Below are 21,531 nucleotides of genomic sequence, written 5' to 3'. Positions count from 1 at the left end.
ATGAAAAGATTTATTGATAGACTTTTTCCTGAAATTTCCCCAACTAAACTTTTGAGTGAACATGCGCAATATTGTCTAAATGCAGGAGAATTAGTTCCTAAAATATTAAAAGATTATTTTAATGCAAAAGAAATTTTGGAATATTCAAAAAAAATTGATGAATATGAATCAAAAGCTGATGAAATTAAGACAAAATTGAGAGAAGTTTACACAAAATTAAGGTGGAGTTATTTTGATAGAATAGATGCATTGGAAATAGTGCATAATCAAGATTCAATTATTGACGCAGTAGATGATTTTGTGAAAGTAATGACGATGAATAGAGTGGAAAATTGTCCTAATGAGATAATTGAAGAGATAGAGAAGATGGGAAACTACGTATATGAAGTGATAAAGTACATGAAACTTACTGTTGATGAATTAAGAACGGTAGTTGAATCTGATTTTTCCCCAAACGAAGTTGAAAAAGAAGATAATTTAACATTTGATGTGGAAAAAGATGAAAGTTCAACTGATAAATTAGGAATAGAAATCGGGAAACTGTTATATGCTCAAAAAAGTATTATGAATCCCGTAGATGTGATTTTTCTAAATAGTATAGTGGTTTTAATGATGAAAATAGCAGATAGAGCTGAAAATGTTGTGGAAAGAATAAGAATGATAATTAGGTAGGAGGTGTTAGTTTTGTTAGTTTTTGCTGCATTTTTAGTTGGGTTTGGAATGGCATTTTCTATTGGAGCAAATGATGTTGCAAATAGTATGGCAACAGCTGTTGGAGCGCGTGCAATTACTCCTAAACAAGCAGTTTTTATAGCAGCTATTTTGGAATTTTTAGGCGCGCTTTTATTTGGTGCACATGTTACTAAAACCATTGCAAAAGGTATAGTTGATTTAAATATAATATCTGATCCAAATAAAATTTTAGTGGGAGCTTTTTCCGCACTTATTGCGGCTACAATTTGGGTTTTAATTGCAACTTACTGGGGAATGCCCGTTTCAACTACCCACTCAATTGTTGGGGGAATGATTGGTTTTGGACTTGCTGCCGGAGGGGTAGGTTATGTTAATTGGATTACCTTACTAAAAATAGTAACAACCTGGGTGATTTCACCACTTATTGGTGGTGCTTTAGCATTTGTGATATTTAAATTTATATCATGGAGCATTTTACACAGAAAAAATCCATTAAAGGCCGCTAAAATTGTTGCACCAGTACTTTTAGGTGGAGCGTTTTATACAATAGCTTTTCTTTTTGTAGTGAAAACTTTGAAAAAAGATGCTATATTTGGAAATTACGTGGGTATTTTTATTGGAATGTTGGTGTTTTTTGTTTCTTTTCTATATATAAGAAAATTTGGTGGGGAAGGCAGAGAATATGATTTAGTTGAAAAAGTCTTTAAAAAAGCACAGGTTGTAACTTCTTGCTATGTGAGTTTTGCACATGGTGCAAATGATGTTGCAAATGCTGTAGGACCTTTGGCATTGATTTATATAATTTTGACAACGGGAAATGCAACTGGAGTTATAGAAATTCCAAAGTATATACTCGCATTAGGTGGTATTGGTATATCATTTGGTGTAGCAATTTTGGGTTATAAAGTTATGAAGACAGTGGGTAAAGATATAACAGAGTTGAATAATACACGTGGTTTTTCCATTGATTTTGCAACTGCTACTACAGTTTTACTTGCGTCCACATTTGGTATGCCTATATCCACCACTCATACAGTGGTAGGTGCAGTTTCAGGAGTTGGATTTGCAAGAGGAATTGAAGTTGTTAATGTTGGAATATTGAAAAATATTATAATTTCTTGGTTTGTTACTGTTCCATTTGCAGCAGCTGTTAGTGCGCTTTTGTACGTTATTATAGTTTAGTTTTTGTGATATAATATTAATTGGAGGTGAGTTGCATGAAAAGAGTGGTTATGATATTTGCATTGTTATTGTCTTTAAGTATTTTTTCTTTTACATTAAATCAATCGACTTGGTTAGGATTGAGATATTTAAAGCCAGCTGATACTAATTTAATGAATAATTATTCTTTATTACAAAATTTTGTTATGTTTTTTGGATATGAAAAAAATGTTGATCCTCAACACAATTCTCCAGTGGCATATGGTTTTAGCCTGTTTGCAAATTTTGATCCAGATAAAGAATATTTGGTTAGAGGATTGGGATTTGACTTTAATGTAAAGATATTTGGTGTTACTTTGTTTAATGTTGGGGAAAAATTACAGCTTGGTTTTCAGGGAGAAGTTTTATTGCAAAAAGAGATATTCCAAAAAATTTCTGGGAGTAGTACATCTTTAAGTGATTTTGAAAGTGTGAACTTTGAGCATTACAATAAAATTGTGATATCTTCGATTGCTTTAAAACCTGGAATTAGATGTGATTTTGTTTTAAGTAAGAATATATATTTAAGCGGAAGGTTATATTATAGTATCCAATTCTATACAGGGTCGAAAACTGAAACGGGGAAGGACGTTTCAATTGAGCTTGAACCTGAAAATTCTTTGAATTTAGACTTTGCACTCAGTATACCATTTTAAAGGAGTTTGATATGGAGCGGTTTTTGGATTGGGAAGATGTTTTTAAGCAGTTTTTGGAATATACTTTTTCTGTGTATGGTAGAGAACACTTGGAAAAAATTTCAAAAGAATGTGTGAATGGTGAAGAGTATGAGTATCTTCAAGAAGTGTTTGATATACAGGTAACCCAAGGGTTACCTGTTTTTCAAAAAATTGAAGATATTAGACCTTTGTTGCAAAAAACAAAAAATTATCCCATTCTTGAGCCGTATGAAATATTTAAGATAAAGGAATTTATGTTACTTGTGCATAGCTTGAAAGAAGCTATAAGTAGTACAAGGTATAAAGTTAGTTTCTATATATCAAAGTTAGGAAATTATGATGCATTGATTAATGAAATTGAATCTGTGTTTGAACCTGATGGAAATGTTAAGGATAAGGCATCTAAAAACTTGTCCGTTATTAGAAAAGAGCAAAAAAGGTTATCTTTAGAAATAAAAGAAAAGATTGAAAAATTTATTTCAAAAAATAGTAGATATTTACAGGAGCAGTTGTATACGATTAGGAATGGAAGATATGTGTTTATAATTAAATCAGGAGCACGTGGACATTTGAAAGGAATTGTTCATGGAGTTTCAAATACTGGAGTTTCATTGTTTTTTGAACCTCAGGAGTTCATACATTTAAATGATAAAATTGAAATATTAAGAAGTGAAGAAAAGATAGAAATCAATAAAATATTGAGAGGAATAACTAGTAAAATTCACGATAGATATGCACATTTAATTAACGATATAAAGATAGTTGGGCATATTGATTCACTTTTCGCTCGTGCAAAGTATGCGTATAAAAATAATGGGATTGTGGTAAAGCCAGAAGGTACGTATTTAAAGTTAGTAAACGCAAGGCATCCATTAATTTCAAGGGATAAAGTTGTTCCAATTTCTATAGATATTCCTAAAGATAAAAAAGGATTGATAATTACAGGTCCAAACACCGGTGGTAAAACTGTTACTTTGAAGACTATTTCTCTGTTTATATTCATGTCCCAACATGGTTTTCCCGTTCTTTCAGATGTAGGTACAAGAATTCCAAATTTCAAGTTGTTTGTAGATATAGGTGATTCTCAAAATGTTGTGGAAAATCTCAGCACTTTTTCTTCTCATATGGTAAGAATAATAGAAGCCTTGAAAGATGCCGATGAAAATTCTTTGGTGGTTATAGATGAATTAGGTTCGGGAACTGATCCATTTGAAGGTAGTGCTCTTGCAATTGCAATTATAGAGCATTTGCTTGAAAAAAATATTAAATTTATTGTTACTACTCACCTTACGAATGTAAAGTTATTTGCGATGGAACGTGATGATATTATGACTGCGTCAATGGAATTTGATATAAATACTTTATCTCCGACTTACAGGTTACTTTTAAATACTCCAGGTGCATCACATGCGTTTGAAATTTCAGAAAGGTTGGGATTGAATAAAAATATTATTGATAGAGCAAAGAGATATATATCTGAGGATCATTTAAAAATTGAAAATATAATTAAACATTTGAATTTAAAAGTGAGTGAACTAGAAGAAAAGAAGAAGCTTCTTGAAAAGACGTTAAAAGAATATGAGAGATTAAAATCGGAGTATGAAAAAAAATATAGTATTTTGAAGTTAAAGAAAATAGAGGAACTTGATAAAGAATTGAGGAATATTTATAGGGAATTTAGAACGGCAAAAAGAGAGATCCAGTCTGCATTGTTTTCTACCAAAACAAATAGCGAAGAATTAATAAAGAAAAAATTAAAAAGGCTTGAACAAAGGGAAAAGGATATTACCCAGGTGGATAAAACTTTGGAAAGTTTAAAGTATCCAAATATAGCCCAGGAAATAAACAAAGGGGATTACGTTAAATTGGTAGATGGAACGGCTGTTGGTAGGATAATTGAAAAAAGGCAAAACGGGAAAATTCTTGTAGATTTTAATGGATTAAAAATAGAGATAAAAAAGTCAAAATTGAGAAAGGTTGAGCCACCTAAAAAAGATGAAGAACCTGTTTTATATCAAAGTGTTTCTGTGCTTTCTTCAAATGAAATTGATTTAAGGGGAAAGACTGTGGAAGAAGCTATTGAACTTGTGGATAAGTTTATTGATGATCTTATATACTCTGATTATTCGACTGGATATATAGTGCATGGAAAAGGTACTGGAAGCTTGGCTTCGAATATATGGAATTTTTTAAGAGAAGACAAGAGGATAAAAAGTTATCGTTTTGGAAGGCCAAGTGAAGGTGGAGTTGGAGTTACCGTTGTGGAGGTGTGAGGCTTGGTTTTTGCTCTGGACGTAGGCACAAGAAAAATTGCAGGTGTGTTAGCTTCATTGGAAGATGAGAAAGTTATAGTCCATGATATAGTATTAAAAGAACACGAACATCGTGCAATGTTGGATGGACAAATTCACGATGTGGAAAAAGTTGCAAGGGTGGTTAAGAAGGTAAAGGAAGAGCTTGAAAGTAGAAACAATGTGACTTTGGATAAAGTAGCTGTTGCACTTGCAGGAAGATTTTTGACCACGGCTATTGGTGAATATGAAGAGGATATTTCACACGTTAATGAGATAGATGATGAGCTTATAACGCGATTAGAACTTTCTGCGGTTGATAGCGCGGTGCAAAAGATTGATGCGGAAAATATGTATTGTGTGGGTTATTCCGTAATAAAATATGAATTAGACGGAAATTGGTTGAAAAAAATAAAGGGGTTAAAAGGCAAGAATGCAAAAGTAGAAGTTGTAACGGCCTTTTTGCCGATACAAGTAGTGGATGCAATGGTGTCAGTTTTAAGAAAAGTAGATCTTACAATGACGCACATGACTTTGGAGCCAATTGCTGCGATAAATATAACTGTACCGGAAGATTTAAGAATTTTAAATATAGCTTTGGTTGATGTTGGAGCGGGTACTAGTGATATTGCCATATCCAAGGAAGGAACCATTATAGCATATGGAATGGTGCCACTTGCTGGAGATGAAATGACAGAATCAATAACAAAGGCTTTACTTGTAGATTTTTCCACAGCGGAAAATTTAAAGCGTTGGTTAAATACTCCAGAAGAAAATAAAAAAGTTTATAGAAATATCTTAGATAAAGAAAAAGAAATTACAAAAGAAAAACTTAACGAAATAATTGGACCGGTAGTTGATAATATTACAACAAAGATTACTGAAGAGATTTTAACCTTAAATGGTGACAAGCCGCAAGTGGTAATGGTTGTTGGTGGTGGGGCAAAAGTTCCAGGATTCGTGGAAAGACTTGCAGAAAAGTTGGATATAGAAATTGATAATATATCTTTAAAAGATGCAAAAAACTTGAATATTTTAGATAATACGGGAATTGTTGTTGGTAGTGAATTTGTAACTCCGCTAGGAATTGCGTATACTGCACTTACAAAGAGTGGTACTATTTTTGAACAGGTATTTGTAAATGATGAACCGATACAATTAGTTGGTTTTTCTGGTGGGCATATGTTAAGCGAAGTACTTCTACAATGTGGATATTCGATGATTGATCTTTTGGGAAAACCAAGTGAATCTATTGTTCTTGAAATTAATGGAAAGATGAAAATATTAAAAGGTGAATTACCAAAACCCGCACCCATTTATATTAATGGGAAACGTGCTACATTAAGAGATAAAGTAAAACATGGTGATAGAATAGTTATTGGTAAACCATCACAAACAGGTGAAAAATCCTATAGTCTTTATGATGTAGTTTTACCTATAATTTTGGATTTTGGTGATAAAAAAAGGAAATACTTTCCATCTGTTTCATTAAATGGCGAAATTATAAAGGAGAATGTTATTTTAAAAGATGGAGATAAGATTGAGTATAATCCAGTTTTTGTCAAGGATATAAGGGCTGAACTTGAAAGGGAACTTGCAACAGTAGAGTTTTTTTATAATGATATTTATCAAGAGAAAAAAGTTGGTAAAGTGAAGATTTTTAAAAACGAATTGGAATTATCGGACAAAAATCAGGTAGATCCTGGGGAAACACTTAAAGTTGTTTTTGAAATAACTCCTTTGAAGATAAAGGATGTTGCCCAGAGTGAAACGAAGAGTGTAAAGATAGTTTTGAATGGAAAAGAGGAGGTAATTGAAAAGGATACGCTTTTGTATGAAGTAAATGGTGTTTTGGTAAGTAAAGAATATGAGATAAAAAATGGTGATAAAATATATACAACTTATTCTGAAGATGGCGGGGGGATAATTTTAGCCGATATATTTAGCAAGTTTAAGATTGATTTAAAGAAAATAAAAAATTATAAATTGTTAAAAAATGGAAAAAGCGCTTATTTTACAGAACCACTTTCCAATGGAGATGAAGTTATTTTCACTTATGAATTAAAGGAGGAATAATATGAATCTTGAAGAATTTAAAAAATTCAGAGAGAAGATGAATGAGAAAATACTTGAAAATGGTACTTTGAATACAAAAAGGTTTTTTAATCTGGATACAAATGTTTACAAAAAAGGTGTGTTAGATGAAAAAACTAAGGAGTTATTGGGATTAGTTGCTTCTATGGTGTTAAGATGTGATGATTGTATAACATATCATATGATTAGGTGTGTAGAGCATGGAGTGAGCGATGAGGAATTTTTTGAGGTGTTTGATGTGGCTTTAATTGTAGGTGGATCAATCGTTATACCACATTTGAGACGTGCTGTAAATACGTTGCATGAGATCAGGGAGATGCAAAAAGATGGCAAATCTGTTTCTCTTTGATGGTACAGGTTTAGTTTATAGGGCGTTTTATGCAATAGATCAATCTTTAAAGACTTCTACAGGAAAGCATACAAATGCAGTATACGGAATTGCAAAGATGTTAATAAAGTTTTTTAAAGAGCATATCAATATTAATAAAGATGCTTGTGCTTTTGTTTTAGATTCAAAAGGAGGAAGTCAGAAAAGAAAAGAACTTTTGATTGAATACAAAGCAAATAGGCCTGAAACCCCCAAGCTTATAATTGAACAACTTCCGTATATAGAGGAATTTGTGGAAAGTTTTGGGTTAAGAGTGTTAAAATTAATGGGATACGAAGCGGATGATATTATCGCAACACTTGCAAAAAAATTTTACGATGATTTTGAACAGATAAATATAATAACAGGTGACAAAGATTTATTGCAGCTTGTTGATGATAAGATCTTTGTTTGGCGGATAGAAAGGGGAATTACAGATTTAGTTTTATACGATAAAAGCAAAGTGTATGAAAAGTACGGGATTTATCCGTATCAATTTGCAGATTATCTTTCTCTTGTTGGAGATCAAATTGATAATATTCCAGGTGTTAAGGGAATAGGAAAAAAGACTGCCACATCTTTGTTGAAAAAATATGGTTCTTTGGACAATGTTATAAAAAATAAAAAGTTACTTACCAATAAGCTACAAAAATTACTTGAAAACTCAAAGGAAAATTTAACATTAAGTAGAGAATTGGTTGAACTAATATACGACGTGCCCTTGAATTTAAAAGCAGAGGATTTGATATATAAGGGGTATAATCAAAAAAAACTTTTACAAGTTTTGAAAAATTTTGAATTTTCTTCGATAATTAAAGAACTTAATTTGCAAGAGGAATTTGAAAAGGAATATATTGTAGTGGATAATTTAAAAAAACTTGAAAAACTACAAGATGAGATAAAGAAAATGAAAGTTTTTTCCATTGATACAGAAACAACTTCACTTGAACCATATAGTGCAAAACTTGTAGGGATATCTGTTGCTACAAAGGAAGGTAAAGCATACTATATCCCCGTTTCACATGTCAATGGAAAAAATTTTGAAAAAAAGTATGTATTAAAGTTTTTAAAGGAAATTTTGGAAAGTGGAGAGTTTAATATAGTGGGTCAGAATTTAAAGTTTGATTATAAGATTTTTAAACTTTTTGGAATTGATCCCCATCCCCCATATTTTGATACAATGGTTGCTGCGTATCTTTTAAATCCTGATGAAAGAAAGTACAATCTTGAAGAGTTATCTTTAAAGTTTTTGGGGTATAAAATGATAAGCTTTGACGAATTAGTGGATGGTAGTGTTCCCTTATTTGGGAATGATTTTTCATTTGTTCCAATTGAAAAAGCTGCAGAGTATTCTTGCGAAGATGCAGATATTACATTTAGATTGTTTCATATATTGAGTAAACATATATCAGAAGTAAAAGATTTGTTCTACAACATAGAAATGCCACTTATAAATGTACTTGCTCAAATGGAATTAAATGGAGTGTATTTTGATTTGGATTATTTGAAAATATTATCCGAAAAATATGAACAGAGGATGAGAAGATTAGAAGAAAAAATCTATGAGATTTCCGGTGAGCGTTTTAATATTAATTCTTCTAAGCAAGTTGCAGAAGTGTTGTTTAATAAACTTAAACTTCCATCTATTAAAAAGACCTCAACGGGTAGAGATTCAACAAATGCAGAGGTTTTAGAAGAACTTGCCAAGGAATATGAAATTGCGCAATTGTTATTGGAACATAGAAAATATCAAAAGCTTAAGAGTACCTATATTGATTCAATACCAAATTCTGTTAATGATATTACAAAGAGAGTACATAGTAGCTTTCATCAAACGGGAACTGCAACAGGTAGATTGAGCAGTTCGGAGCCTAATCTTCAAAATTTACCCACAAGGACTGAAGAAGGCAGAGAAATTAGGAAAGCTGTTAAGCCTCAATTTGAAGACTGGTATATAGTCGGAGCGGATTATTCACAAATTGAATTGAGAATTTTAGCCCACATGAGTGGGGATGAAAAATTACTTGAAGCATTTAAAAATAATTATGATATCCATACCATTACCGCTGCAAATATCTTTAATATATCTGAATTAATGGTTACAGAAGATATGAGAAGAATTGGAAAAATGGTAAATTTTGCGATAATATACGGTATTTCACCGTATGGTTTGTCAAAGAGAATAGGATTGAATGTAAATGAGACAAAAAAGATAATAGATAGTTATTTTAAATATTACAATGGTGTTTTTGATTTTATTAAACAGACAGTGGAATTTGCAAAAAAGAATGGGTTTGTAAAGACTTTGTTTGGAAGAAAAAGATATATTCCACAGCTAAGGTCAAAAAATGTTCGCCAAGAAGGTGAAAGAATAGCGATAAATACACCGATTCAAGGCACAGCAGCAGATATCATAAAGATTGCAATGATTAATATACATAATGAACTTTTGAGGAGAAAATTAAAAACAAAGATGATTTTGCAAGTTCACGACGAATTAGTTTTTGAAGTTCCAAAGGAGGAATTGGAAATAGTAAAAGAAATAATAGTAGACAAAATGGAGAATTCTGTTAAGTTAAAAGTCCCATTAAAAGTAGACTTATACGAAGGAAAAGAGTGGGAATAGTGAAAGAATTTAAAGATTTGATAGAATTAAACGAGTACGTTGTAAATAAGATAGAATCTACTGGTATTACACAGGAAACATTTAGGTTCTATGCGGATGTTGTAAGGGCAAATGTACATAACACGGGATTGTACATTGATGTTTCTCAGACCTATCCCGGAAAAAAAGGAACGAGAAACATTGAGATTACGGTTTTTGTTTTAAAATTTTTGTATCCGCGTATGTTAAAAGTTTTGGGGATAGAAAGTGAAAAAGATCTAGTGGGGAAAAAGTGGATTTTTCAAGGTAAATTATCTTTTTATAGAGATAGAATGAGTTTTACATTTTTTGCAGATACTATTGCACCTGTTGGAGAATCTGAAATAGAGAAAAGAAGGAAAGAAATATTAAAAGAACTTAAAATGAGAAATTTACTTATGCTCGAAAAACACGATTTATCAGAACTTCCGCCTATAAAGAAAATAGCAATTATTTCTTCAAGTACTGCCGCAGGCTATGAGGATTTTTTGAAAAATTTAAAAGTTAGCTATCTTTATCAACCAATCGTTCATTTGTATGAATCACCAATGCAAGGTGCGCGAACAGCAACGGGAATAATTTTAGCTTTAAATAGAATAAAAAGATCTAATATTGATTATGATGTAGTTGTAATTGCAAGGGGTGGAGGGGCAAAGAGTGACTTAATGTATTTTGATGATTTAATATTAGGCGTTGAGATTGCAAAGTTTAATGAATATTGCCCCGTGTTATCTGGAATAGGACATGAAAGGGATTTTACTATTCCAGATTATGTTGCATGGAAAAGGTTTGCAACGCCTACAGAAGTTGCAAGGGCAATTTCTAAGCAGATAGATGATAATATTAAGAAAGTTGATAATAATTGGAATGATTTGAGATTGTTGGTAATGAGTTTATTCAAAAATGTTAATAACATATTGAACTTCCAACTTATAGATTACATAAATAAAACAATTACAGTTAGATTTGAAAACATTAATTATTTGTTGGATAATTATTATGAAAATTTAGAAAATCATCTAGAGTATAAAATAGATTTTTCAAAGCGTAGGATTTCAGAGGATGTTCTCAATTTTATTTCTGAGAAAATGAATGGTAAGTTTAAAAATGAAGAAAGTAATATGCTCAATTATGCAAAATTACTTGAAAAAGATTTTGAATTAAAGATTTCCCGTGCAGAATCTAGCATAAATGTAATTTTTCAAGAATTGTTAAAAAAAGAAGAACTTGCCCCGCTACTTTTTGGTGGAGCAGTCATTTTGAAAAACGGAAAGAAAGTAAGTAGTATAAGGCAAATAAAGATAGGTGAAAAATTGGGACTTTATCTTAAGGATGGAAAAATCAATGTAAAGGTGTTTAATGAGAGAAAGAATAAAAAGGAGGAATTGTATGGAGGACATACTCTCTTTAAAAATTGAAGATATGGAACGATTGGAATTCAATGATCTTATCGAAAAAATAGAAAGAATAAAAGATTATTTTCATCAAAATGATGTTGATATAGAGCTTGCTTTAAAGTTATATGGTAAGGCCGTTGATTTACTTTCCATAGCTAGAAAAAAGCTTATTAATTTTAAACATGAAAAAGAACAGATAGACAAAAAATATAGAGAGTTTTTAGAAAGTTTGGAGAATGAAAATGAAGAAGGATTATTCTAAACTTTGGGAAATCTTTACAAAATTTTTTGTTACTTCCGCTTTAACATTGGGCGGAGGTTATGCTATGGTTCCAATTTTTAAGAGAAAATTTTCAAATTATATGGATGATGAAAAATTTGGGAAAATTTTATCTCTTGCACAATCTATGCCAGGCCCTATAGCAATTAATATGGCAATTTTAATAGGTGAAGAAGTTTTTGGGATTTGGGGAATCGTATTTGCAGTATTTGGTGTTTTGATTCCACCGGTTTTGGTTATAGTATTAGCCGGTACGTTAGTAGGAAAATATTCAAATGAACTTTCTCCCCTTTTTAACGGGATTTATGCTTCAATTTTAGGGCTTGTTTTAGGAGTTTTGTATTCTATAGTAAGATTACAAAAATGGGATAAACAAAAGATTATTGTTTTAGGGTTAGCCTTGTTAGTGGTTTTTTTCTTTAAATCAATGGTTATACCTGTTTTTATTTTGATTGTGTGGTGGGAATATGCTCGAAGAATTAGTTGAAATTATAAAAGCGGGGAATGTGCTTGCGTTAACTGGAGCTGGAATAAGTACAAATAGTGGTATTCCGGATTTTAGGGGAAAAAATGGATTGTACGAAAGATACGGTCATGAAATTTTTGATTATGGATTTTTTAAAAGATATCCTGAAAAGTTCTATGACTTCGTAAAGAAAGAATTTAGTAAAATGTATAAAGCAAAGTGTAATATTTCACACAGATTACTTGCAAGGTTAGAAGATTTGGGATATTTAAAAGGTTAGAAGATTTGGGATATTTAATAGGTATTATTACTCAAAATATAGATAATTTACATTTTAAGGCAGGATCAAAAAATGTAGTTGAAATCCATGGAAATGCAAGCAGATTTTATTGTGAAAGGTGTGGAAGAAAATATTCTTTTCCTGAAAAGTATTACTGTAAATGTGGTGGAATAATAAGACCTGATATTGTATTTTTTGGAGAAAACGTAAAAAACCTCGATTATGCGTATAGTCTTTTAAAAGAAGCAAATACATTACTTGTAATGGGAAGTTCTTTGCAGGTATATCCTGCTGCTTCTTTTCCTTTATTGATAAAAGAAAATCAAGGGAATTTGGTTATAATTAATATGGATAGTACCTCATATGATGAGTTTGCTGATCTTGTATATCACATGGATTTAAATGAATTTTCAAAGATACTTTTTAGATATTTTGAGGAGGAATAAATTGAAAAGATTATCTGTTTTATTAGTTTTAATTTCGTGTTTTTTGTTTTCGTCTACTTTGTATGAGTATAAGTTTAAAGGTGTAGTTGTTTTTAGAAGTTTGGATATAAAAATAAAACCATTTTTTGAATACGATAAAGTTGAGGAAAAAGATTGGAATCCTTTTAAACCTGAGTTGTTGAAGATAAAAGATGGAAAAAAGAAAATAATTCTTATCCATGGAATTTCACCAAGAGAAGTAGATGAAAAAATTGATTATTATAAAGAAAATATGATAAGTACTTTTAAAAAAGAAGTACCGGAAAACGTTGGACTTTACCTTTTTTTATATCCCAGTTTGGATGTGCCACTTGAGAATATTTCAAAAGAATTAGTAGACTTAACGGATGGCTTTGACAGTTTTTTTATCTATGCACATAGTATGGGTGGAATTTTATTAAAATATGCTTTGCAAGATGAACACTTTGCAAAAAAGATAAAATGTGTGATTTTTGCTGGGACACCACATTTGGGTTCACCACTTGCACAAATTGCAACTTTTGATCAATCTTTTTTTGATTTATATATTGGGCAAAGGTTCGAATTAATAAAATATGCACTGTTTCTAGCTAACTTATTTAAAGGATATATTGTGGCACCTAATTATAAGTATTTGGTTTTTGGAAGAGATTATCCAAAAATTCCTAAAAATATTAGAGTAATAAATTTTGTTGGAAAGTTAGATTTTACCGTAACAGATCTAGACAAAATCCTTGAAACACACTTACCAAGTTTTGTCGGACTTTATTTTCTAAAATATGTTATTGATAACATATATCCGAAAAATTCGGTTTTTTTGGAGAATGATGGAATGGTACCAACAATAAGTGCAAGTGCGTACGGGGACTTAAATGTATTTTTCAAGGCATCTCACGCTGACCTTGCAATGCGACGTGATATAATAAAGAAAGCATTGGAATTATTTGGACTTTTAGGGGAGGGTATATAAACTATGAAAAAATTTTGGATTTTAATCATTTCATTAGTGCTTTTAATTTCAAGTTGTGGTATTTTATTTAAAACCCCTTCTTTGCCTGGAAGTTTTTCGGAAAAAAGCGCGATTTTGCTTTTAGATAGTTTTGAATATCCACTTGTTTCAATTGGTGAAATTGAAGAGATTTATGGTGTAGAACTTGGAAGGGGATTATATGGAATATTTGATGGATTTAATGGTACATTTTATGTATTTAAGTATAATGATAAGTTGCGTGCAAAGGAAAATTGGAAAAGATTTAAAAATCAGTTTGGTAGCCCCTTAAAGTTGAATTATTTAACATATAGTTTATTTGATCGAGGATATTTTCAAATGAGGTATAAGGCGATTGATATAGTTGCTTGGTGGAAAGACAATTGGCTGTTTATAATCACCGGCAAAGATGTAAAAGATTTTTTAGGCTATATAGATAAAGTTTACGGAGCGATAATATGATAGTTGCAGGTGTAGATGAAGCAGGTAGAGGCCCATTATTTGGACCTGTTGTTGCAGGTGCCGTTGTTCTAACTAACGATGTTGAAGGGATAAACGATTCAAAGAAATTAACCGCTAAAAGTAGAGAAAAATTATTTTTTGAGATATTGAAAAATTCATTTTTTGGTATCGGAATTGCAACACCTGCTGAGATTGATAAATTGAATATATTGCATGCAACTGAGCTTGCAATGAACAGGGCACTTGATATGTTAAGAAGGAAAGTAGATTTCGATTTAGTATTAGTAGACGGAAAAAACTTAAAATTGAAATATCTGTATAAATGTATTATTAAAGGTGATCTTCTTGTAAAAGAAATTTCTGCCGCTTCAATTGTTGCAAAGGTCATTAGAGATAGAATACTTAATTTCTATTCTAAGAGGTTTTCAAATTATTTATTTGAAAGACATAAAGGTTATCCTACAAAATTGCACATAGATTTAATAGAAAAATATGGACTTACTCCAGAACATAGGTTGACTTTTAAACCTGTTGTGAATTTAATAAAGATTAATGAACTTGAAGAATGGTATAAAAGTGGTATTATAGATGAAGAAAGATATAGAATAATAGTTAAGAAAATGGGGGTGCCTCTTTTTGGAATATAAGGTGCTAGATAAAGGATTTTTAAGATTAGTTGATATTTTGGGTGATGATTATTCTGCTGTAAAGGCTGCACGTGTTTCATATGGTAAGGGGATTAAGACACCTGATAAGGATAAAAAATTGATTTTTTATCTAATGGAGCATAAACATGAGACTCCTTTTGAGCATATTGTTTTCACATTTCATGTAAAAACTCCTATTTTTGTTGCAAGACAGTGGTTTAGACATAGAATAGGGTCTTTTAACGAAGCAAGTTTAAGATATACAGAGCTAAAAGATGAATTTTATATACCAAATCACATAAGAAAAAATGTAAAAGAAGATAAACAAAAAGCGGTAAAGGTTGAAGATGAGGATTTAAAAAATATGGCGCTTGAATTGATAAATAAAGCGATAGAAGATTCTTATAGAGCGTATAAAGAGCTATTAAAAATAGGAGTTGCAAGGGAAATGGCTAGGATAGTTCTTCCAATGTCATCTTATACGCAATTTTATTGGACTGTTAATGCAAGGAGCTTGATGAATTTTTTAAATTTGCGTGCAGATTCTCATGCGCAATTTGAAATACAGCAATATGCAATAAAGATTGCAGAGATATTTAAGGAAAAATGTCCATGGACATTTGAGGCGTTTTTGAAATTTAATTACAGAGGAGATATTTTAAAAGGGGTGGAATTGTGAAATTATCAGAAATTGCTCAACTTTTAAATGCAGAAGTGCTAGTAAATGGTGATTTGGAAATTGAAATCGAGAAAGTTGCTGCATCTGACTTGATGAGCGATGTATTAGCCTTTGGTGAGGAAGGATCGCTTTTAATTACAGGGCTTGCCACTCCACAATGTGTTAGAACTGCCGGCGTGGTTGGAATTCCGGCTGTTATAATAGTTAGAAATAGAGAAATAATGCCCGAAACGATAAGAGTTGCTCAATTAAATGGTGTTAGACTTTTGAGAACCAAAATGGGGATGTTCGAAGCTTGTGGGATATTATATTCAAAGGGGGTAAAGCCAATTAAAAAATTTTAAAAGGGGGATTTTGATGTATATTGACGTAAAACCTTTGTATACACAAATTAGAAGTGAGCTTTTAAAAAGGATTGAAAAGTTAAGAAGAGAGCCAAAACTTGTTGTAGTTACATACAAACCTGATTCATCTACAATAAGTTATTTGAGAAGTCAAGAGAAATCTGCTAAGCGGTTTGGATTGGATTATGAGATTATAGAGGGAAAAACACCACAGCACGTTATTAAATTGCTAAGAAGTTTTTCAGATGATGAAGAAATAGATGGTATATTTGTAACGCATCCACTGCCTGATGTTGATGAAATGGAAGTTTTTGAAAATTTGGACCCGAGAAAAGATATAGAAGGTAGACATCCGTATAATTTGGGGATGCTTGCATATGGAGAAGAGTTTTTTGCACCATGTACAGCCGAAGCAGTGATAAAGATTTTGGAAAGTTATACGGAAATTATTGGGAAAAATGTAGTAATTGTGGGAAGAAGTAATACGGTTGGAAAACCACTGTCTTTAATGTTGTTGAGGCGTGATAGAAGTGCTACGGTGACTGTCTGTCATACAAAAACGAAAAATCTTTCAGAATTTACAAAGAAGGCAGATATTGTAGTTGCTGCTGCGGGAAGGCCTGAACTCATAACCAAAGAAATGGTTAAGGAAAATGCCGTGGTTATAGATGTGGGAATAAATGTTACGGAGAATGGTATTGTGGGGGATGTTGCTAAGGAAGTTTCCGATATTGCAAAAGTTACACCTGTACCTGGAGGTGTGGGAAAAATTACAACTGTATTATTAATGGAGCATCTTGTTAAAGCTGCAGAAAGAATAAATTTTTAAAATATAGGAGGTGTTTTTATGTCAAATTTTGTTTATTCAGGTGTACCTGATCCATCTGCTGGAGTGTCCAATCCGGGAGCAGCGGCTGCTCCAAGTGCTGCGAGTGGACTTTTTCAAATGTTATTCCTTTTACTCATTTTCTTTGTAATGATGTATTTTTTGGTGATTTTACCTCAAAAAAAGAGGGAAAAACAATTTAAACAAATGATTTCTGAAATTAAGAGGGGAGATACTGTTATTACCTCTGGCGGTATTGTAGGAAAGGTTATAGATGTAAAAAAAGATACACTAAAAATAAAAAGTAACAATACAACTGAACTTGAAATTGCAAAGGTTTATGTAGCAAAAGTAATAAAAAACAAGGAGGAATAATAAACCAAGGGGAGGTATTTAGATGAAAGAAAATAAAGTCAGAGGCGTAATAACATTGATAGTTATTGCACTTGCTTTTGTATCCTTACTTTGGCCTACTTCAAATGGATATAGAGGATTTGCAAGTTTATTTAACAGAATAAGATTAGGACTTGATATTAGTGGAGGAGCAAGAATTGAATACAAAGTTGATATCGACAAATCTGTAGAAAATCCATCACAGATTGCGGAAGATGTCTGGACTGTTTTAAGAAATAGACTTGATATGGCAAATTATACCGAAGCTGTGGTTAAACAGACGTTTAGAGAAGAAAACACATTTATTATTGTTGAAATTCCAGGGGCTACAGATACCGCTAGAGCAGAACAACTAATCGGTTCTACAGGTATACTTTGGTTTGGTCAAGTAGTTGATGAGACAAGCACAAATCCAAAAATAGATCCAGAATTAACAAACGAAGCCAAAAGAGAGAAAGCAGAGTGGTTGCTTGATAGGGAAGGTAAGAAGTGGTACCTTGTCAAAAAAGAGATTGCTAATATTTCCAGTTTAAAACTTGTTTCACCAAAGATTGTTGAGGCAATACCACAAGTTGACAGAAATAATGTAGCTGGTTATGTTGTAACCTTTAAGATGGATAAAGCTTATGTGGATGTATTTAAGAGAATAACGGAAAAACTTTATGTACCAGAAGAATTACTTAATCAAGGAGGAATTGCATATAAACAAGCATTAAAAAAGAGATTAGCAATTGTTTTGGATAATAGAGTGCAATTTGCGGGATTTGTTACTGCAAAGATAACAGATGGTAGTGCGTTAATTAAGGGAAACTTTACATTGGATGAAGCAAAACAATTGGCTGCAATTTTAAAGAGTGGAGCGCTTCCTGCAAGGTTAGAGAAAGTTTCATCTGGATGGGTTGCACCTTTGCTTGGAAAAGATATAATTGAGGCGTCAATAAAAGCGGGTATAGTTGGTGTTGTTATTGTTCTTGTGTATATGATAGTATTTTATGGAGTTATGGGAATCGTTGCAGATATTGCATTGTTGTATAATACATTCTTATTGCTTGGAATTTTGGCGGTAACTGGTTCAATTTTAACGTTACCTGGTATAGCAGGTATTATTTTGACTATTGGTACAACTGTTGATGGAAATATAATAATTTATGAAAGAATAAAGGAAGAATTAAGAAAGGGAAGTTCAGTAAAAGCTGCAATTTCGACAGCCTTTTCAAAATCATTTATTACACTCTTTGATGCAAATCTTACAACGATAATTGCTGGACTTTTCCTTTATTATTTTGGCACAGGTACTGTAAAAGGTTTTGCCATTACTTTAATTATAGGTGTTTTGGGTAGTTTGTTTGTTAATTTGATAGTCTCGAGATTTTTCTTAGAACTATTTTCCGGTGGGATTAAGGTTAAAAGTGTTGGCAAAGGAGGTGCCAAGGCATGATAGATTTTGTTGGAAAAAAGAATGTTTTTATAATACTTTCTATAATTTTGGTTGCGGCATCTCTTGTGAGTATATTTACTAAAGGATTTTACCTTGGTGTAGAATTTCTGGGTGGTTCAGAGATTATCTTGAGTGTTAACGATGTTGTAGATGAGGCATATGTGAGAAATGTAATAAAAAACTTGGCACCAGAGTTTGAAAATGCAAGGGTAACTCAAATAAGGAGTATTGATGATCCAAAAGATATAACGAAATTTTCCATAGTTGTTTCCCCACTTGATGAAAAAGGAAAGTTGAGAGTTTATTCTGGAGAAGAAAAAGATATGGTTAGTAAAAAAATTGTTGAAGCATTTAAAGAAAAAGGGAAGGTTGCAAATGTAATTGGATTTAACGAAACCAGTGGTTATGCAGCTAAAGAAATTAAAAATCTAACCTGGAAGGCAGTTGTATTTACTTTACTTGCAATCTTATTGTACATAACTTTGAGGTTCCAATTTGTATTTGGAGTAGGTGCGATTGTTGCACTTATCCACGATGTTATAATCACATTGGGATTCTTCTCATTTTTTAATTACGAACTTAATGTTGCGGCAATTGCAGCTGTTTTAACACTTATAGGTTATTCACTTAACGATACAATTGTTGTGTATGATAGGATAAGAGAGAATTTAAAGAGAGCTAGAGGAAAAAGTATAGAAAATATAGTTAATGATAGTATAAATCAGGTTATTAAAAGGACTATAAATACATCACTCACCACGTTTATAGTTATATTTGTTTTATTGCTATTCTCTGGAAATAGCATTAAACCTTTTGCATTTGGAATGACTATAGGCACGGTAGTTGGAACTTATTCATCGCTTTATATAGCAAGTCCTGTAGTTATAAAGTGGATAAAAAGATAAAATGAGGGCGAAAAGGCCCTCAATTTTCTCTAAAGGGGTGATATTTTGGCCTACTTTTTGTATTTGGGGTTTATTTCTCTTGGATTTATTATTTTTCTATCTTTTAGAATATTAGAGTATTCATCTGGTAATGAAAAAACCACTCAATTATCTAGTATTATCCAGAAAGGTGCAAAATCTTTTTTGCTCCAAGAGTATAAGGTGTTTTTCCCGGTAATTTTTGCCCTTTCAATTTTGTTTTTGTTTCTTATGGGGTATAAGGCGAGCATTTCTTTGCTTGTTGGTGCTCTTTTTTCAGTAGCTGCTGGATATTTTGGGATGTCTATAGCTACTAGGGCAAATGCAAGAACTGCATGGGCTGCAACAGAAGGTTTAGGAAAAGCTTTGAAAATATCGTTCTCAGGTGGTGCAGTTATGGGGCTAACTGTATCCACTTTGGGAATTTTAGGTCTTGCTATAACCTATTATGTTACTAGGGATATAGAGTTAATAAGTTACTATTCACTTGGCGCATCTTTTGTTGCGTTATTTGCAAGGGTTGGAGGAGGAATTTATACAAAAGCTGCGGATGTTGGAGCAGATATTGTAGGAAAAACAGAAGCCAATCTTCCAGAAGATGATCCGAGAAACCCCGCTGTAATCGCGGATAATGTTGGAGATAATGTAGGTGACGTTGCAGGAATGGGTGCAGACTTGTACGAATCGTATGTAGGTTCAATTTTCTCTGCGATTGTATTGGGAAATATCTTCTTTAAAGAAAAAGGATTTTTATCAGTGGTATTTGTTGTGATTTTTGGATTAATTTCTTCAATTATTGGAATAATCTATACATTATTGAAGGCTGAAAAGTCAGATAATCCTGCAAAAACTTTGAGAGTTGGTACGATTTTTTCTGGAATTTTAACTTTATCGATGACTTTTGTTTACAGCGTATATATTGAATGGCTAAAATTATTTTTTGTGGTGTTTTTTGGTGTAATAGTGGGATTGTTAATTGGAATTATAACAGAATGGTATACTTCTGGTAAGAAGGTACAAAAACTTGCAAAGACTGGTATGATGGGACCTGCTAACGTTATAATAAGTGGTACAGCTTTGGGAATGGAATCAACTTTTATAATCACATTATTGATTGCCGTTGCAGTTATTCTGGCTTATAAAATTTTAGGATTATTTGGTGTAGCACTTGCAGGAGTTGGTATGCTTTCAACTTTGGGAATTAGTTTATCAGTTGATGCATATGGTCCAATTGCTGATAATGCAGGTGGTATTGCGCAAATGGCGGGATTAGATCCAAGCGTAAGAGAAATTACCGACTCATTGGATGCAGTGGGAAATACTACAGCTGCTATGGGAAAGGGTTTTGCAATAGGCTCTGCCGCGTTAACTGCTTTGGCTTTATTTGCTAATTTTAGTGAATTATCTGAAATTTCCTCTGTAAATTTGAGTAATACGTATTTATTTTTAGGGGCACTTATTGGTGGTATGCTTCCGTTTTTCTTCTCTGCATTGACCATGCATGCAGTTGGTGATGCGGCAGATGATATGGTTAAAGAAATAAGAAGGCAAATTAAAGAAATTCCGGGTATTTTGACGGGAACGCAAGATCCAGATTATCAAAGATGTATTCAAATTGCCACAAAAGGTGCTTTGAAAAGAATGGTTTTACCAGCTGTGCTTGCGGTGTTATCACCTGTTTTGATTTATATTTCTTTTGGAGCGATTGGAGTTGGTGGTCTTTTGATCGGTGCAACTGTGTCTGGTGTAATGCTTGCAATATTTATGGCAAATTCAGGTGGAGCTTGGGATAATGCAAAAAAATTTGTTGAAGAGGGAAATTTTGGAGGAAAGGGTTCTTTTGCGCATAAAGCAACAGTCGTTGGTGATACAGTAGGAGATCCATACAAAGATACTTCTGGCCCTTCTATCAATATTTTGATTAAATTGATGGCAATTACCTCTATAGTCTTAATGACAATTGTAAGGGGGTTATAAT

22 protein-coding genes are annotated in these 21,531 nt (G+C 32.2%); all 22 read left to right on the top strand.

Going from position 1 to position 21,531, the window contains the following annotated elements; genetic code table 11:
• From XJ44_RS01150 to XJ44_RS01050, 22 genes are read left to right on the top strand one after another with little or no spacing between them, the layout of a single operon-like run.
• Nucleotides 1-672, top strand: coding sequence for a DUF47 domain-containing protein (locus XJ44_RS01150; protein WP_075665253.1), 672 nt, complete (start codon nt 1-3; stop codon nt 670-672).
• Nucleotides 673-720: 48 nt separating this feature from the next.
• On the top strand, nt 721-1,875 hold the full coding sequence (locus XJ44_RS01145) for an inorganic phosphate transporter (RefSeq protein WP_077197802.1): 1,155 nt from the start codon (nt 721-723) through the stop codon (nt 1,873-1,875).
• A gap of 35 nt (nt 1,876-1,910) precedes the next feature.
• On the top strand, nt 1,911-2,549 hold the full coding sequence (locus XJ44_RS01140; RefSeq protein WP_077197792.1) for a hypothetical protein: 639 nt from the start codon (nt 1,911-1,913) through the stop codon (nt 2,547-2,549).
• A gap of 11 nt (nt 2,550-2,560) precedes the next feature.
• Complete coding sequence (locus XJ44_RS01135; RefSeq protein ID WP_077197791.1) at nt 2,561-4,843, top strand: endonuclease MutS2; 2,283 nt, start codon at nt 2,561-2,563, stop codon at nt 4,841-4,843.
• A gap of 3 nt (nt 4,844-4,846) precedes the next feature.
• The gene (locus tag XJ44_RS01130) at nt 4,847-6,937 is read left to right on the top strand and encodes a cell division FtsA domain-containing protein (RefSeq protein ID WP_077197790.1); all 2,091 of its coding nucleotides are present in this window, start codon (nt 4,847-4,849) and stop codon (nt 6,935-6,937) included.
• A gap of 1 nt (nt 6,938) precedes the next feature.
• Entirely contained in the window at nt 6,939-7,304 is a 366-nt protein-coding gene (locus tag XJ44_RS01125; RefSeq protein ID WP_075665249.1) for a carboxymuconolactone decarboxylase family protein, read from the top strand.
• On the top strand, nt 7,282-9,948 hold the full coding sequence (gene polA, locus XJ44_RS01120) for a DNA polymerase I (protein WP_077197789.1): 2,667 nt from the start codon (nt 7,282-7,284) through the stop codon (nt 9,946-9,948). Before XJ44_RS01125 ends, polA begins: the two co-directional genes overlap by 23 nt.
• Nucleotides 9,939-11,384, top strand: coding sequence for an exodeoxyribonuclease VII large subunit (gene xseA, locus XJ44_RS01115; RefSeq protein WP_088368829.1), 1,446 nt, complete (start codon nt 9,939-9,941; stop codon nt 11,382-11,384). Before polA ends, xseA begins: the two co-directional genes overlap by 10 nt.
• Nucleotides 11,356-11,625 (top strand): exodeoxyribonuclease VII, encoded by a 270-nt coding sequence (locus XJ44_RS01110; RefSeq protein ID WP_075665247.1) that lies wholly within the window; start codon nt 11,356-11,358, stop codon nt 11,623-11,625. Before xseA ends, XJ44_RS01110 begins: the two co-directional genes overlap by 29 nt.
• Nucleotides 11,600-12,130 carry a chromate transporter gene (locus tag XJ44_RS01105; RefSeq protein ID WP_332881307.1) on the top strand — a complete coding sequence of 177 codons (531 nt, stop codon included), beginning with the start codon at nt 11,600-11,602 and terminating at the stop codon, nt 12,128-12,130. The genes XJ44_RS01110 and XJ44_RS01105 overlap by 26 nt, the downstream gene beginning before the upstream one ends.
• Nucleotides 12,111-12,389, top strand: coding sequence for an SIR2 family NAD-dependent protein deacylase (locus tag XJ44_RS09350; RefSeq protein ID WP_233119492.1), 279 nt, complete (start codon nt 12,111-12,113; stop codon nt 12,387-12,389). The genes XJ44_RS01105 and XJ44_RS09350 overlap by 20 nt, the downstream gene beginning before the upstream one ends.
• 5 nt (nt 12,390-12,394) lie before the next feature.
• The gene (locus XJ44_RS09345) at nt 12,395-12,835 is read left to right on the top strand and encodes a Sir2 family NAD-dependent protein deacetylase (protein ID WP_233119491.1); all 441 of its coding nucleotides are present in this window, start codon (nt 12,395-12,397) and stop codon (nt 12,833-12,835) included.
• Nucleotide 12,836: 1 nt separating this feature from the next.
• Nucleotides 12,837-13,823, top strand: a complete 987-nt coding sequence (locus XJ44_RS01095; protein WP_077197788.1) for a lipase family alpha/beta hydrolase — start codon at nt 12,837-12,839, stop codon at nt 13,821-13,823.
• A 3-nt stretch (nt 13,824-13,826) separates the two neighbouring features.
• Complete coding sequence (locus XJ44_RS01090) at nt 13,827-14,303, top strand: DUF3242 domain-containing protein (RefSeq protein WP_077197787.1); 477 nt, start codon at nt 13,827-13,829, stop codon at nt 14,301-14,303.
• A complete protein-coding gene (locus XJ44_RS01085; RefSeq protein ID WP_075665242.1) occupies nt 14,300-14,950 on the top strand; it encodes a ribonuclease HII in 651 nt (216 codons plus the stop codon). The genes XJ44_RS01090 and XJ44_RS01085 overlap by 4 nt, the downstream gene beginning before the upstream one ends.
• Nucleotides 14,940-15,629: an FAD-dependent thymidylate synthase gene (gene thyX / locus XJ44_RS01080; RefSeq protein ID WP_075665241.1), complete on the top strand. Its 690-nt coding sequence runs from the start codon at nt 14,940-14,942 to the stop codon at nt 15,627-15,629. The genes XJ44_RS01085 and thyX overlap by 11 nt, the downstream gene beginning before the upstream one ends.
• Complete coding sequence (locus tag XJ44_RS01075) at nt 15,626-15,973, top strand: hypothetical protein (protein ID WP_077197786.1); 348 nt, start codon at nt 15,626-15,628, stop codon at nt 15,971-15,973. Before thyX ends, XJ44_RS01075 begins: the two co-directional genes overlap by 4 nt.
• 13 nt (nt 15,974-15,986) lie before the next feature.
• Nucleotides 15,987-16,802: a bifunctional 5,10-methylenetetrahydrofolate dehydrogenase/5,10-methenyltetrahydrofolate cyclohydrolase gene (locus XJ44_RS01070; protein WP_075665239.1), complete on the top strand. Its 816-nt coding sequence runs from the start codon at nt 15,987-15,989 to the stop codon at nt 16,800-16,802.
• An 18-nt stretch (nt 16,803-16,820) separates the two neighbouring features.
• The gene (yajC, locus tag XJ44_RS01065; protein ID WP_075665238.1) at nt 16,821-17,174 is read left to right on the top strand and encodes a preprotein translocase subunit YajC; all 354 of its coding nucleotides are present in this window, start codon (nt 16,821-16,823) and stop codon (nt 17,172-17,174) included.
• Nucleotides 17,175-17,196: 22 nt separating this feature from the next.
• Nucleotides 17,197-18,630, top strand: coding sequence for a protein translocase subunit SecD (gene secD / locus XJ44_RS01060; protein WP_075665237.1), 1,434 nt, complete (start codon nt 17,197-17,199; stop codon nt 18,628-18,630).
• Nucleotides 18,627-19,535, top strand: a complete 909-nt coding sequence (secF, locus tag XJ44_RS01055; protein WP_075665236.1) for a protein translocase subunit SecF — start codon at nt 18,627-18,629, stop codon at nt 19,533-19,535. The genes secD and secF overlap by 4 nt, the downstream gene beginning before the upstream one ends.
• 45 nt (nt 19,536-19,580) lie before the next feature.
• The gene (locus XJ44_RS01050) at nt 19,581-21,530 is read left to right on the top strand and encodes a sodium-translocating pyrophosphatase (RefSeq protein WP_077197785.1); all 1,950 of its coding nucleotides are present in this window, start codon (nt 19,581-19,583) and stop codon (nt 21,528-21,530) included.
• The last annotated feature ends 1 nt before the right edge of the window (nt 21,531 follow it).

The sequence above is a fragment of the Thermosipho affectus genome (assembly GCF_001990485.1).
Classification (GTDB): Bacteria; Thermotogota; Thermotogae; order Thermotogales; family Fervidobacteriaceae; genus Thermosipho; species Thermosipho affectus.
The sequence above is the reverse complement of the archived record's forward strand: the minus strand, read 5'-3'. Positions and strand labels throughout refer to the sequence as shown.

Excerpts from the sequence above, each read along its gene's own strand:
- yajC (WP_075665238.1), top strand. The coding sequence starts at position 16,821 with ATGTCAAATTTTGTTTATTCAGGTGTACCTGATCCATCTGCTGGAGTG.
- XJ44_RS01070 (WP_075665239.1), top strand. The coding sequence starts at position 15,987 with ATGTATATTGACGTAAAACCTTTGTATACACAAATTAGAAGTGAGCTT.
- XJ44_RS01090 (WP_077197787.1), top strand. The coding sequence starts at position 13,827 with ATGAAAAAATTTTGGATTTTAATCATTTCATTAGTGCTTTTAATTTCA.
- XJ44_RS09350 (WP_233119492.1), top strand. The coding sequence starts at position 12,111 with ATGCTCGAAGAATTAGTTGAAATTATAAAAGCGGGGAATGTGCTTGCG.
- secD (WP_075665237.1), top strand. The coding sequence starts at position 17,197 with ATGAAAGAAAATAAAGTCAGAGGCGTAATAACATTGATAGTTATTGCA.
- secF (WP_075665236.1), top strand. The coding sequence starts at position 18,627 with ATGATAGATTTTGTTGGAAAAAAGAATGTTTTTATAATACTTTCTATA.
- polA (WP_077197789.1), top strand. The coding sequence starts at position 7,282 with ATGGCAAATCTGTTTCTCTTTGATGGTACAGGTTTAGTTTATAGGGCG.
- XJ44_RS01135 (WP_077197791.1), top strand. The coding sequence starts at position 2,561 with ATGGAGCGGTTTTTGGATTGGGAAGATGTTTTTAAGCAGTTTTTGGAA.
- XJ44_RS01110 (WP_075665247.1), top strand. The coding sequence starts at position 11,356 with ATGGAGGACATACTCTCTTTAAAAATTGAAGATATGGAACGATTGGAA.
- XJ44_RS01105 (WP_332881307.1), top strand. The coding sequence starts at position 11,600 with ATGAAAATGAAGAAGGATTATTCTAAACTTTGGGAAATCTTTACAAAA.
- XJ44_RS01145 (WP_077197802.1), top strand. The coding sequence starts at position 721 with ATGGCATTTTCTATTGGAGCAAATGATGTTGCAAATAGTATGGCAACA.
- XJ44_RS01085 (WP_075665242.1), top strand. The coding sequence starts at position 14,300 with ATGATAGTTGCAGGTGTAGATGAAGCAGGTAGAGGCCCATTATTTGGA.
- XJ44_RS01125 (WP_075665249.1), top strand. The coding sequence starts at position 6,939 with ATGAATCTTGAAGAATTTAAAAAATTCAGAGAGAAGATGAATGAGAAA.
- XJ44_RS01140 (WP_077197792.1), top strand. The coding sequence starts at position 1,911 with ATGAAAAGAGTGGTTATGATATTTGCATTGTTATTGTCTTTAAGTATT.
- XJ44_RS01150 (WP_075665253.1), top strand. The coding sequence starts at position 1 with ATGAAAAGATTTATTGATAGACTTTTTCCTGAAATTTCCCCAACTAAA.